This is a genomic window from Robinsoniella sp. (assembly GCF_034124845.1).
In genome coordinates, this window is the sequence record NZ_JAWYAJ010000471.1 from 2593 (window position 1) to 14635 (window position 12043).

Genomic DNA, 12043 nt, shown 5'->3' on the forward strand with positions numbered 1-12043 from the left:
TTTAAATAAAGACAGAACAACCTCTGTAAACAAAGTGGAGGCTGATCTGAGTGAGCTGGCATCCGTGAAATACGACAGGGGTCTGACGGTGGCTTATAAAAACGCAGAAGGGCAAGATTTTGAAGGGATAGCCGATACCAATATTTATCGCACCTCTGCCGGTCAAAATACCGCTGATATCCGTTTTCCTGCGCCCGGTCAGACACCGGTGGGAAAAGCCTTCGACTACTGGAAGGTAGAAGAGCGCATATCCGCTGATGATTGGCATATCAAAACCGATATGGAAATACGCCCCGGTGCCGGCAATACAGCCCAATATGTGTTTGCGTCAGGGCCCGGTTCCAATAACAAGAGTATCCGGTTAACGGCTGTGTGGAAGGACATCCTTCCATCAGATTATATTATAATTCCAAAAAAAATAACAATTCTGGATAATGGATCAAATTTATCACCAGCAGGGGATTATGCAGGGGCAAAGGTGACGATTGGGTACAGGAGTGTAAACGGAAATGACCGCAATCTTGCAGTTGATGTGAAAAAGAGCTTTGAACTCGCCCTGTCCGGGGATGAATCGAAAAAGATAGAAGTAAAAGCATATAGCCAGTCAGGGCAGATTCTGGGGCAGGATGGTGTATATCCAGACTATGCCAGAGTAGGACTATTGAACAGCAGTACAGCCGAGAAGATAATTTATTTCAACACAGAATCCAGGTATGGTCCGGCATATTACCAGGGGGACTTTACAATTGATTCTGAAGATGCTGCAGGACCGGGCAGCAGCACCTTGTTCTATATCTATCCGGCTAATTAGGGAGGTGGACGATGACAAAGCGATTAATGGCAATGTTAATGATTGCGGCATATATGTTTTTTATGGCGGGAAGCACTGTCACAGCGGAGGAATCAGACAGGGAGAATAAGCAGTCAGGGCAGACCAACATTATATATTCAGCAAGGGAAAGACCTGTGTTTGAAGAAATACCCAAGGGGAATGGGGAACTGGACAAAAACCGCGTTGTGAAAACAGGCGATGAAATGAGGACAGGTACTTATCTGATCTTAGTAATTGCATCAGCAGGTTCGCTGATGATAATTATATATAATTCGAAAAGAAAAAGGAGAAAACGAATATGAGAAAAATGAAAGCGGTAACTACAATTGCATTAGCTTCCATGATTATTACGGCAACATCTGTACCGGCATTTGCAGCGGAAACAGCGACAGGAGGAATTGAAGTAACCTATACTGCCAACTCCGCTTCTTCCGACAATGCAGCATGGATGGTCAGATTTCCCAAGAAGATCGTACTGACCGATTACAATGCAGATGCATCCAAAGGAGTAAGCCTGGACTTTGAACTGCTAAATAAAATAGATTCATCGGCATACACCGGGGATAAGACGGTCAGCGTCAGCGTAGCCGATTACAATGCAGGAATCAGTATGGAGGGAGGCACCGGAGGCAGTGCAGTAATAGGGCTTGCCGATAATACCGGGACAGAATTAAGTGGTGGATTTGTTTTGGCAACTATGGAAAAAAAGGATACGGCAACGGAAAATGAAGGAAAAGGATATGCATACCTGAAAACGGCAGCAGATGCTGAGGGAACCTTCACTAAGGCTGTGACATTTACATTCACCGATAACTGATCGCAGACATGACAGAGTCAGCCGCTTCATGCGGCTGGCTTTTTTCAGAGTTTAAAGCCGGTTCGGAATAAGGAGGCGGGTATGTATTTAAGAATAGAGACATTACCGGATACGTGTAAGAAATTTAAGGATAACCAGGGGAGAGTATGGAGCTATCTGGATGAAAAAGAAATACAGGTGCTGTATCCCAACGGAGGTTTTAAAATCTTTGGGGACATGGAAAGAAAAGTCAATAAAAATGCGGATCATTTTCTTGCCGGAACTGAGCCGGATGTGGATTGGTACGGACTATATCCATACACCAGTAAGAATTCATGGATAAAGAAGAGCATCGGGTATATCAAAGTTAAGGATGAAACGGGGGAAACAGGGTTTATACGTGTGTTGACAAATGCATGGATCAGACCATTTCTGTTGCTGTGCATGCTGATTGCCGGCACTTCCATTTTTCTGGGAGGTATGTGGTTTGCCAAGCAGGATGAAACACCGGGGCTGGATCAAACAGCTGTTTCCTATCACATAGACGGTGTCCGTAATACGGATCCGGAATCTATTTTATTACCGGGGATCAGCAGATTAAAAGTAAAAGCCGGTGAGGTCCGCATTCATACCGCACTTGTAAATCCGGAGGGCAATACCTGCTATTTCAAATATATCATACAGTTGGCGGATACAAAGGAAGTTTTATATACATCCGGTCTTATAGAACCTGGAAAAGCAGTGACGGAATTTGATCTGATACGGATGCTGGAGCCAGGTGAATATCCCGTAACGATAATTGTAGAAACCAGAGATACAGAAGATTACGAAACGGTATATAATGCCGGGAACATAGATGCCGTACTGGATGTATCAGAATGACAACAGTCTATATGAGGCAGTATAAATGGAGTAGAGGAGATTAATAATGAAATTAAAACACAAAGAACATGCGGGGAAACAGCAGGCACAGGCAGACAGCACGGCTGACAAGAAGGGACATGGTACAGGCAGGAAGAAATCTGTGATGAAAATTTTACTTACTGTGGTACTGGTGTTTATAGCGGCACTGGGTGGATTTCTATTTGCATTGCGTAATCAGGGAGTGAAGCTGGACGAAACAGCTATTGCATACCAGATGCCTGGAGGCGTTAAGAATACGGACCCGGAATCTATCATGCTGCCGGGGTATGATATATTAGAAATGAATGCAGAGACGCAGTTGGTGGATATAGCGCTGTTTAACCCGGAAGGCAATGAATGCTATTTCAGATTTCATATAATAGGAAAAAATGATAATAAGGAATACTATCAGACCGGACTGATCAAGCCGGGAACTGCCGTAACGCAATTCAAGATCGAAGAAAAGCTGACAAAAGGGGAATATCCCATTCTTATAAAAGTGGATACGGTAGATCTGAATAATCCGGACAATGCCTACAATGGCGGGGCAATCGAAGCAGTTTTGAAGGTAAAATAGATGATGAAAAGAATATTAATGGTATTTATCCTGGCGGCAGTTCTGTGTATATGCGGGTGTCAGGCAGATGACATACAGGTGAAGAATATGAAAACCGTTACCGGAAATGTGATCAACGTAAATGGGATTTGCTTTTCCATGGAGAAAGCGGAAAATAAAAAAGAGGTCAAACCGGAAAAACCAAACGGTTACTATAATTATTATGAAGAACAACAGGGATATCACTATTTTGTCGTATCCGGTGAAGCTGCAAATGAGAGCGGTCAGGCAGTGGATGCAGAACATATCCTGGTTCGCGGCAAGAATGATGAAAATGTCTGTGAGGGAAAACTCCTTTTCGCCAATGAGCAGGAGAGCGACCTAATAAAAAATCTTGGCGTAGGAGAAACAAGGAAGTTTTATTTTGTTATACTGGTAAAAGAGGGTGAGCCTGACCCCTCCGGAATCGAGATTTATTTCAATGAAGGATTCCGGGAGCAAGAAGAAAATGGATCATATGATGAATTGTCTATCTGGAAATTAGAATGAATGTGGCAGAGAGACAGGCAGAGGTTGCTCTTTCCGTTATATGAAAGGATTTTATACTATTTACAAGGGGCGCCGCATCAGCTCTCATAACAGCTGGGCGGTGCCATCTTTCTGTAAAAGTATGCTCAATAACGATTGATGACGGATATTGCGAAAAAAATTACTTGCATATTATATAGACTATATTATAATAGGAAAAGAACAACGAAAGCGGAGTGACCATGAAATGAACTATACAGAAGCAGTGGAATACGTATTGAGTGTTCCGAAATTTACGAAGAAAAATAAGCTGGAAAACACGATTGAATTAATGGAGCGTCTTGGCAGACCGGAGCGTGGCAGGAAGATCATACATGTAGCCGGTACAAATGGAAAAGGATCTGTTTGTGCTTTCCTTTCCTCTATATTGGACAAGGCTGATAAACGGGTAGGTCTGTTTACCTCACCTCATCTGGTTAAAATAAATGAGCGGTTTCAGATTAATAATGTCCCCATATCGGATGAAGCTTTTTTAGGCGCATACCGGCAGGTGTGGACAGTTATTGAGGAAATGCAGAAGGACGGTTTCTTCCATCCTACTTATTTTGAAATATTATTTGCCGTTGCCATGGTGGCTTTTAAGGAGGCTGGCGTGGAGTATGTTGTATTGGAAACGGGACTTGGCGGCCGCCTGGATGCTACAAATATAGTAGAAAAACCATTGGCTGTAATTATAACATCCATCAGTCTGGATCATACGGAAATACTGGGCGATACCATTGCAAAGATTGCATTTGAAAAAGCAGGAATCATCAAAGAAGGTGTTCCGGTCATCTACGATGCAAGAAATACAGAGGCAGCAGAAGTAATTGAAAAAAGGGCAAAAGAACTCCATGCAAAGACACTACCTTTCTATGAAAAAATGTATGAAATTTTAGTAAATACGGATAAAAGCATTGATTTTTCTCTGAATTGTAGTTATTATGAAAATGTCAGGGTTACGGTTCCTTATATTGCTCCATATCAGATAGTGAACAGTTCACTGGCAATGCTGGCGATGAAAGTGATCGATGAAAATCAGGAAATCAGTCTTTCTGCCATCGTTGACGGAATTGCTTTTACAACCTGGGCCGGCAGAATGGAGACGGTTATGCCGGGAGTGATTCTGGATGGCGCTCATAATGCCGCAGGAGTGGAAGAGTTCGTGAAGACCCTGGGAAGAGTAGACAGCAGACGAAGAGTTGTATTGCTGTTCTCGGCAGTTGTGGAGAAGAACTATGAATCCATGATAGAGTCTATCTGTAAATCAGCGAAATTGGATGAAGTAATTGTGACTGAAATACAGGGAGACAGGATTGTGCCTGCATCACGGCTTAAGGATATCTTTAAGAGATATACAAAGGCGGCAGTCACAGAAGTTCCGGATATCAGGGAAGCATTCGCGCAGGCACTGGAAAAGAGGCAGGATGGGTTATTATTCTGCGTAGGTTCATTGTATCTGGTCGGCGAGATTAAAGGAATAATTGAGGAGAATTACGAATGATTGATTACGAAGAAGAGTTGAAGAAATTTCATCCGAGCCTGGATGTAAATGAAGCAGAAGACGCCATTTACAACAGAGACTTTACCGATATTACCGATATCCTGAAAGAATTGCTTCAGGAAGAAAAGAAAAAGAGAAAATAAGGGGAATCATATGAGATGTATTTATTGCGGCACCCCCTTATCTGCCATAGATTATTGTACCGGATGTGGGGCTGATATCAGCTTACAGAAAAGAACCATAAGGATTTCCAACCTCCTTTATAATGAGGGTTTGGAAAAGGCGACGGTTCGGGATTTATCTGGAGCGATTGCCTGCCTGAAAAGAAGTTTAAAATTTAATAAAGAAAATATTGATGCCAGAAATCTTCTGGGACTGGTTTACTATGAAATGGGCGAGGTGGTTTCAGCGCTGAGCGAATGGGTAATCAGTAAAAATCTGCAGGTGCCGGAAAATGCGGCAGACGGCTACATAACCAAGCTGCAGGCAAATAAGAATAAACTGGACACAATCAACCATACCATCCGCAAATACAATCAGGCATTGCAGTATTGCAGGCAGGATAACGAAGATATGGCTGTGATTCAGCTGAAAAAGGTTTTGACACAAAATCCAAAGCTGATCAAAGGGTATCATCTTCTGGCACTGCTTTATCTGAAGCAGCAGGAGTATGAACGTGCCAGGAAGCTTTTACGGAAAGCCATCCGCATTGATGCCACCAATACCACCACACTGCGGTACCTCCATGAGATCGAGGATGCAACCGGTATTGGGACAAGCCTGGATGTGAAAAGGCGGAAACGCTATGCCAAAGATGCCATGGAGAAGAAATTTACAGGACCCATGACATACTTAAGCGGGAATGATACCATCATACAGCCCACGCCGTTTCGAGACAGTTCCACCATTGCAACATTTATCAACATTTTCCTGGGACTTCTGCTGGGCGGTGCAATTGTCTGGTTTTTAGCGGTACCGGCGATTAAGCAGAGCGTGAATCAAACAGCCACAAAGCAGGTTACGGAGGCGAATACAAAGCTGGCATCTGAAAATGCCAGTAATGTGAAGCTTCAGGAAGAAATCGATGGCTACCAGGCAAAGGTTGACGCAGCAAATAAGACCATGGACGAAGCAAAGGCAAAAGCTGCCGGATATGAAGATTTGCTGAAATCAGCAAATCTGCTGATTAAAGGCGACCAGACTGGGGCGGCTACAGCGCTTAGCACCGTAGATGCAAAGAGTTTGGATGGTTCAGCAAAGGAATTATATGAGCAGATTATGGCAGGTGTTAAAGACGCTTTATTTGCAGAACAATACAACAAGGGATCTACAGCCTACGCAGCAGGTGATTATAAGACAGCCATTGAGCAGTTAACTCTGGCAAGCCAGACTGATCCTGAATCATGGAATGCGATGTATTATCTGGCGTTTGCCTATTATAACACTCAGGATACAACCAATGCCGATAAAATATTCAAACAGCTGTTAGAAAAATTCCCTGCAGAATCAGCAGCAAATAATATTAATGGCTATATTTCCAATAAAGGAAACAATAGTACAGAAGGAAATACCGGTGGAACCACCGGAAACGCCGCAGGTGCTAATACCGGAGATACTACCGGAAACGCGGCAGGCGGTACAAATGGCAACACCACAGGCGGAGATGCCAACACAACCGGCGGCAATGCCAATACCACAGGCGGAGACGCCAACACAACCGGTGGTGATGCCAATACCACAGGCGGAGACGCCAACACAACCGGCGGTGATGCCAATACCACAGGCGGCGGCACCGCAAACGGTGGCAACGGAACTGCAGGCGGGGATGGAACGACGCCCGCAGGCGACGGCAATGGGGTAGCAGGCGGACAGGAAGGCGGAAATGGCGGCGTTGTCCAGTAGACCTGACCTTACCATACAAAATGAGAAACCTCCAGATTGGGGACGTGTACAGCATATGTATACGTCCCTTTTCTGTTTTAGAATCAGATTAGCAAAAATGTACCGGAGCATTACAGGAAGTTCGATGGTGCTCTTAATAAGAATGGAGAAATAGATATGAACCCGGAAGAATCAAATTTATACACACAGGAATTAGAAATGGCTTTAGAGGCGGAATTAGAAGCGGAATTAATGGGGAGCAAAGGGGGATTTAGGCTAATGGATGATTGCTTTAAAGTAAAGGGGACGAATCTTACAATCGTGGTTCCAATGGAGTTAGACCACCACAGTGCGGAAAAGATCAGGACAGGGGCGGATAAAATCGTACAGGGAAAGAATATAAGAAGTATCGTATTTGATTTTGGAAAAACAAATTTTTTGGACAGTTCCGGAATCGGCATGATCATGGGACGTTATAAGGATATGCGGTTTATGGGCGGAACCGTAATCGCTGTCCGTGTCAATGAGCGGGTGAGAAGAATTTTAACCTTGTCCGGAATCTATAAAATGATAGAAATATATGAAGGATTGCCGCAGCAATCAACGCTTAATTAAAGGGGGGAGCCAATATGAGCTATGCGAACGAAATGAAACTGGAATTTGACAGCAGATCCTGCAATGAGGGATTTGCAAGGGTGGCGGTAGCAGCATTTGTAACACAGCTGAATCCCACGCTGGAGGAAGTGGCAGATGTGAAGACGGCGATCTCCGAAGCGGTTACAAATTCAATTCTTCATGGATATGAAGGGAAGATCTGTAAGATTCTGATCGAATGTTTTATTGACGGAAATGATTTTATTATTCATGTAATTGATCATGGAAGAGGAATTGAAGATGTAAAAAAAGCAATGGAACCACTGTTTACCACCAAGCCGGATTCTGAGCGTTCCGGTATGGGATTTGCTTTTATGGAGGCATTTATGGATGAGGTAAAAGTGGAATCTACAGTGGGCGAAGGAACCAGGGTAATCATGAAAAAGAAAATAGGCAGACCCAGAAGTGAATATGAAATCTGATATCGGGAAAGGATGGTCAAATGGAGCATACCCTTGCGTTAATTGAACAGGCACACCAAGGGGATAAAGATGCACGAGAAAGACTGGTAGAGGAAAATATGGGGCTGGTTTATACCATTGTCAGGCGGTTCCAGGGCCGTGGCTATGAGATGGAGGATTTGATCCAGATAGGAAGCATTGGACTGATTAAGGCGATTGATAAATTTGACATGTCGTTTGATGTAAAGTTCTCCACTTATGCGGTACCCATGATTACAGGTGAAATAAAAAGATTTTTACGGGATGACGGTATGATTAAAGTGAGCCGTTCCTTAAAAGAAACTGCATATAAGGCTTATGCAACCAGGGAAGCCCTGGAAAAAAAGATGGGCAGAGAACCCACATTAGAAGAAATCTCAGCCGAGATCGGCGCGGCAAAAGAAGATATTGTTCTGGCGATGGAATCATCTGCCGAAGTGGAATCATTGCATAAAACAATTTATCAGGGAGATGGCAGCGCCATATTGCTGATGGATAAATTAGAGGAAAAGGAGAATAAAAACGAGGAGCTGCTTAATCATATTGTGCTGGAAGAACTGCTGGATTCCTTGGACGCTCAGGAGCGTTCGCTGATCTATCTCCGTTACTTTGGAGACAAGACTCAGGTACAGGTTGCGGCGGCCATGGGAATGACCCAGGTGCAGGTTTCCAGGCTTGAAAAGAAAATATTGAAAAAGATGCGGGGAAAGATATCATAATTCCCCGTATATTTTTTGCCAAAATTCAAATAATAAACAAAAATGATGGAAAAAGGAAGTGATAAAAATGTATAAAAAGATTGCGAAGGGATTTGCGCTTTTCATGATCGTGGCAGCAATTGTAGGAATCTTTTATTATATGACCTATCTGAATAATCATGATGGCCAGATGAAAGGAACCCTTGTCAATACATTTCAGATGAAAGAGAATGAGGAAATGATATGACAAATGATACGCTTTATTTAAAGATCGATCAAAATGTCCAGGTGCATGATGATTGTGTATTTTTAAAGGATATCGCCCAGTTAGAATGCAGTAACAAGGCTATTGAAAATAAAATAAAAACCTTGAAACTGGATAATCCTACCGGCAATAAGCCAGGGCGCCATGTCATGTCTGTAATGGAAATTATAACCCAGATCCATGCGGTTTATCCCAGCCTTGAGGTAAACAATATTGGGGAGTCAGATTTTATCATTACCTATGAAAAAGCCAAACAGCCCAGTCAGGCATTCAGCTGGCTGAAGACTATATTTGTATGTTTCATGTCTTTTTTCGGTGCAGGTTTTTCCATTATGACATTTAATAATGATGTCAGTATCACCAAATTATTTGCACAGCTTTACGAACAGTTTACCGGAACCGTATCGGATGGGTTTACCATACTGGAAATCTCATATTCCATCGGACTTGGGCTTGGAATCATTATATTCTTCAACCACTTTGCCGGTAAAAAACTTACTGCTGATCCAACACCGATGGAAGTGCAGATGCGTACCTATGAGGACGATATTAATAAGGCACTGATTGAATCCAGCAACCGTGAACCGAAAAATGAAAAGAAAATGAAACAATAGGAAGATGCATGTGAGGCAGTAACGCAGGCATGCTTTCTAATTCCAGGAGGTAAAGTATGTTTATACATTTAATATTATCCCTCATAGCTTTTAGCTCCGGATTTGTCATAGCAGGAGGTGTCATTGCACTGATTGCAGGACTTGGAATTATAAACAGACTGATAGGGGTAACCCATACGGGCAAACATATCCGTATCTTTGAAACCTGCATTTTATTTGGCGGATTATTTGGCAATCTGCTGACTGTTTATAATGTGAGCAGTCCACTTGGCGGTTTTGGACTTGCCATCATTGGTATATGTTCCGGACTGTTCGTAGGAGGTTGGATTTTAGCTCTTGCAGAGGTAGTTAATATATTTCCTATATTTTTTAGGCGTATTGGTCTGGTAAAGGGAGTAAGCTTCATTATGATTACAATCGCACTGGGCAAAACTCTGACCAGTCTTCTGCAATTCTACATGAGGTGGTAAACGAACAGTTCAAAATTGTCTGAACTGCTGCGTAATAACAATATTTTGTGCAGTATGATGAAAGGAAGTATTAAAATGGCGGATGTTTTAAAAGAGAGAAAAGATCAACAGTATAATGATTACGTCAAGAAAGTAACACCCACCCATAATCTCTGGGCGAATATGGCGAAAGCATTTTTGGTAGGAGGTATCATCTGTGTTATCGGACAGTTTATACTGAACTACGCTGCTAATATGGGATTGGATAAAGAAACGTCAGGCAGCTGGTGTTCTATGCTTCTGGTTTTGATCAGCGTTATTCTGACGGGATTTAATATTTATCCGAAAATAGCCAAATTCGGAGGCGCCGGAACGTAAGTTCCCATTACCGGATTTGCAAATTCAGTAGCAGCACCGGCAATTGAATACCAAAAAGAAGGTCAGGTTTTCGGTATCGGCTGTAAAATCTTTACCATTGCCGGTCCCGTAATTTTATACGGGGTATTTACCAGCTGGGCATTGGGACTTATTTATTATATTCTAAGAATAACGGGGGTGGTAGGATGACTCAGTCAGCAGGACAGCAAAGCATTCAGTTTGACAGATCTGCCCATATCATAAGCGCAGCGTCAATTGTAGGAAAAAAAGAGGGAGAAGGTCCTCTTGGAAAATTATTTGATCTAATTGGAGAAGATGCAAACTTTGGTGAAAACACCTGGGAAGAAGCGGAGAGTACACTGCAAAGAGAAGCCTGCCAGCTGGCTCTTGGAAAGGCTAAACTGCTTCCTGCACAGATGCGGTATGTTTTTTGCGGTGACCTTTTGGGGCAGTTGATTGCATCCTCCTTTGGTGTTATGAATTTTAATATCCCAATGTTTGGATTGTATGGAGCCTGTTCCACCTGCGGGGAAGCACTGACCCTTGGAGCAATGACAATCAGTGCCGATTATGCCGATTATGTAATGGCGGTTACATCCAGCCATTTTGGTAGTGCGGAGAAGCAGTTCCGCTTTCCACTGGAATATGGTAATCAGCGCCCCCTGGCAGCCACCTGGACCGTAACCGGAAGCGGTGCATTTATATTGGCTAAAAAGGGAGGGCATGCCAGAATTACAGGCGTAACCCCTGGTAAGATTGTAGATTACGGGGTAAAAGATTCATTGAATATGGGAGCATGTATGGCACCCGCAGCCTGTGATACGATTTACCAGAACCTGATGGATTTTAACCGTCAGCCGGAGGATTATGACAAAATCATAACAGGGGATCTTGGATATGTGGGACAGACGATCCTGATTGATTTGTTAAAAGAAAAAGGGTTTGATATCAGCAAAGTGCATATGGACTGTGGGATTGAAATCTACGACAGGGACAAACAGGATACCCATGCCGGGGGCAGCGGATGTGGATGTTCAGCGGTCACTTTGGCAGCAAAAATTCTGCCAAGTGTAGAAAAGGGAGCCTGGAAAAGAGTACTTTTTGTACCTACCGGAGCGTTACTTTCCCCTACCAGTTTTAATGAAGGACAGAGTGTGCCGGGAGTTGCACACGGTGTGGTAATAGAACATTGCTAGTCAGCAAAGGAGATAGTTATGGAATATATTAATGCTTTTTGGGTGGGCGGACTGATCTGTGCATTGGTACAGATCCTGATGGAAAAAACAAAACTGATGCCGGGACGCATCATGGTTATTCTGGTGTGCCTGGGAGCGGTACTGGGAGCGGTGGGGCTCTACGGACCTTTCCAGGAATTTGCAGGAGCCGGTGCAAGCGTTCCGCTTCTGGGATGGGGCAACGTATTGTGGAACGGAGTTAAGAAAGCAATAGAATCGGATGGGTTTATCGGGATTTTCATGGGAGGATTTACTTCCAGCGCAGTAGGTG

17 protein-coding genes and 1 pseudogene are annotated in these 12043 nt (G+C 43.4%); all 18 read left to right on the forward strand.

The window, feature by feature from the left end:
- On the forward strand, nt 1-811 hold an 811-nt coding region (locus tag ACH2DQ_RS23035), incomplete at its 5' end, for a hypothetical protein (protein ID WP_395028504.1).
- Nucleotides 812-822: 11 nt separating this feature from the next.
- The gene (locus ACH2DQ_RS23040; protein ID WP_394913387.1) at nt 823-1134 is read left to right on the forward strand and encodes a hypothetical protein; all 312 of its coding nucleotides are present in this window, start codon (nt 823-825) and stop codon (nt 1132-1134) included.
- Complete coding sequence (locus ACH2DQ_RS23045; protein ID WP_394913388.1) at nt 1131-1649, forward strand: hypothetical protein; 519 nt, start codon at nt 1131-1133, stop codon at nt 1647-1649. Before ACH2DQ_RS23040 ends, ACH2DQ_RS23045 begins: the two co-directional genes overlap by 4 nt.
- Nucleotides 1650-1730: 81 nt before the next feature.
- On the forward strand, nt 1731-2510 hold the full coding sequence (locus ACH2DQ_RS23050) for a hypothetical protein (protein WP_394913389.1): 780 nt from the start codon (nt 1731-1733) through the stop codon (nt 2508-2510).
- Nucleotides 2511-2556: 46 nt separating this feature from the next.
- Complete coding sequence (locus ACH2DQ_RS23055; protein WP_394913390.1) at nt 2557-3108, forward strand: hypothetical protein; 552 nt, start codon at nt 2557-2559, stop codon at nt 3106-3108.
- Complete coding sequence (locus ACH2DQ_RS23060) at nt 3109-3636, forward strand: hypothetical protein (protein WP_394913391.1); 528 nt, start codon at nt 3109-3111, stop codon at nt 3634-3636.
- 226 nt (nt 3637-3862) lie between these two features.
- The gene (locus ACH2DQ_RS23065; protein WP_394913392.1) at nt 3863-5158 is read left to right on the forward strand and encodes a bifunctional folylpolyglutamate synthase/dihydrofolate synthase; all 1296 of its coding nucleotides are present in this window, start codon (nt 3863-3865) and stop codon (nt 5156-5158) included.
- A complete protein-coding gene (locus ACH2DQ_RS23070) occupies nt 5155-5301 on the forward strand; it encodes a hypothetical protein (protein WP_394913393.1) in 147 nt (48 codons plus the stop codon). The genes ACH2DQ_RS23065 and ACH2DQ_RS23070 overlap by 4 nt, the downstream gene beginning before the upstream one ends.
- Before the next feature lie 10 nt (nt 5302-5311).
- Nucleotides 5312-7060 carry a tetratricopeptide repeat protein gene (locus tag ACH2DQ_RS23075; RefSeq protein WP_394913394.1) on the forward strand — a complete coding sequence of 583 codons (1749 nt, stop codon included), beginning with the start codon at nt 5312-5314 and terminating at the stop codon, nt 7058-7060.
- Nucleotides 7061-7216: 156 nt separating this feature from the next.
- Nucleotides 7217-7654: an anti-sigma factor antagonist gene (locus tag ACH2DQ_RS23080; protein ID WP_395028508.1), complete on the forward strand. Its 438-nt coding sequence runs from the start codon at nt 7217-7219 to the stop codon at nt 7652-7654.
- 14 nt (nt 7655-7668) lie between these two features.
- Entirely contained in the window at nt 7669-8115 is a 447-nt protein-coding gene (spoIIAB, locus tag ACH2DQ_RS23085; protein ID WP_394913396.1) for an anti-sigma F factor, read from the forward strand.
- A 20-nt stretch (nt 8116-8135) separates the two neighbouring features.
- Nucleotides 8136-8852, forward strand: coding sequence for an RNA polymerase sporulation sigma factor SigF (gene sigF, locus ACH2DQ_RS23090; RefSeq protein WP_394913397.1), 717 nt, complete (start codon nt 8136-8138; stop codon nt 8850-8852).
- Between the two features lie 67 nt (nt 8853-8919).
- Nucleotides 8920-9078, forward strand: a complete 159-nt coding sequence (locus ACH2DQ_RS23095; protein ID WP_156042916.1) for a hypothetical protein — start codon at nt 8920-8922, stop codon at nt 9076-9078.
- A complete protein-coding gene (locus ACH2DQ_RS23100) occupies nt 9075-9710 on the forward strand; it encodes a stage V sporulation protein AA (protein WP_394913398.1) in 636 nt (211 codons plus the stop codon). The genes ACH2DQ_RS23095 and ACH2DQ_RS23100 overlap by 4 nt, the downstream gene beginning before the upstream one ends.
- A gap of 56 nt (nt 9711-9766) precedes the next feature.
- Complete coding sequence (locus ACH2DQ_RS23105) at nt 9767-10180, forward strand: stage V sporulation protein AB (RefSeq protein ID WP_395028511.1); 414 nt, start codon at nt 9767-9769, stop codon at nt 10178-10180.
- 75 nt (nt 10181-10255) lie between these two features.
- Nucleotides 10256-10726: pseudogene (spoVAC, locus tag ACH2DQ_RS23110) on the forward strand (stage V sporulation protein AC).
- Nucleotides 10723-11733 carry a stage V sporulation protein AD gene (gene spoVAD, locus ACH2DQ_RS23115; RefSeq protein ID WP_394913401.1) on the forward strand — a complete coding sequence of 337 codons (1011 nt, stop codon included), beginning with the start codon at nt 10723-10725 and terminating at the stop codon, nt 11731-11733. Before spoVAC ends, spoVAD begins: the two are co-directional and overlap by 4 nt.
- An 18-nt stretch (nt 11734-11751) precedes the next feature.
- On the forward strand, nt 11752-12043 hold a 292-nt coding region (locus tag ACH2DQ_RS23120), incomplete at its 3' end, for a SpoVA/SpoVAEb family sporulation membrane protein (protein ID WP_395028514.1).

Coding starts and splice junctions, on each gene's coding strand:
- ACH2DQ_RS23040 (WP_394913387.1), top strand. CDS start 823: ATGACAAAGCGATTAATGGCAATGTTAATGATTGCGGCATATATGTTT.
- ACH2DQ_RS23045 (WP_394913388.1), top strand. CDS start 1,131: ATGAGAAAAATGAAAGCGGTAACTACAATTGCATTAGCTTCCATGATT.
- ACH2DQ_RS23050 (WP_394913389.1), top strand. CDS start 1,731: ATGTATTTAAGAATAGAGACATTACCGGATACGTGTAAGAAATTTAAG.
- ACH2DQ_RS23055 (WP_394913390.1), top strand. CDS start 2,557: ATGAAATTAAAACACAAAGAACATGCGGGGAAACAGCAGGCACAGGCA.
- ACH2DQ_RS23060 (WP_394913391.1), top strand. CDS start 3,109: ATGATGAAAAGAATATTAATGGTATTTATCCTGGCGGCAGTTCTGTGT.
- ACH2DQ_RS23065 (WP_394913392.1), top strand. CDS start 3,863: ATGAACTATACAGAAGCAGTGGAATACGTATTGAGTGTTCCGAAATTT.
- ACH2DQ_RS23070 (WP_394913393.1), top strand. CDS start 5,155: ATGATTGATTACGAAGAAGAGTTGAAGAAATTTCATCCGAGCCTGGAT.
- ACH2DQ_RS23075 (WP_394913394.1), top strand. CDS start 5,312: ATGAGATGTATTTATTGCGGCACCCCCTTATCTGCCATAGATTATTGT.
- ACH2DQ_RS23080 (WP_395028508.1), top strand. CDS start 7,217: ATGAACCCGGAAGAATCAAATTTATACACACAGGAATTAGAAATGGCT.
- spoIIAB (WP_394913396.1), top strand. CDS start 7,669: ATGAGCTATGCGAACGAAATGAAACTGGAATTTGACAGCAGATCCTGC.
- sigF (WP_394913397.1), top strand. CDS start 8,136: ATGGAGCATACCCTTGCGTTAATTGAACAGGCACACCAAGGGGATAAA.
- ACH2DQ_RS23095 (WP_156042916.1), top strand. CDS start 8,920: ATGTATAAAAAGATTGCGAAGGGATTTGCGCTTTTCATGATCGTGGCA.
- ACH2DQ_RS23100 (WP_394913398.1), top strand. CDS start 9,075: ATGACAAATGATACGCTTTATTTAAAGATCGATCAAAATGTCCAGGTG.
- ACH2DQ_RS23105 (WP_395028511.1), top strand. CDS start 9,767: ATGTTTATACATTTAATATTATCCCTCATAGCTTTTAGCTCCGGATTT.
- spoVAD (WP_394913401.1), top strand. CDS start 10,723: ATGACTCAGTCAGCAGGACAGCAAAGCATTCAGTTTGACAGATCTGCC.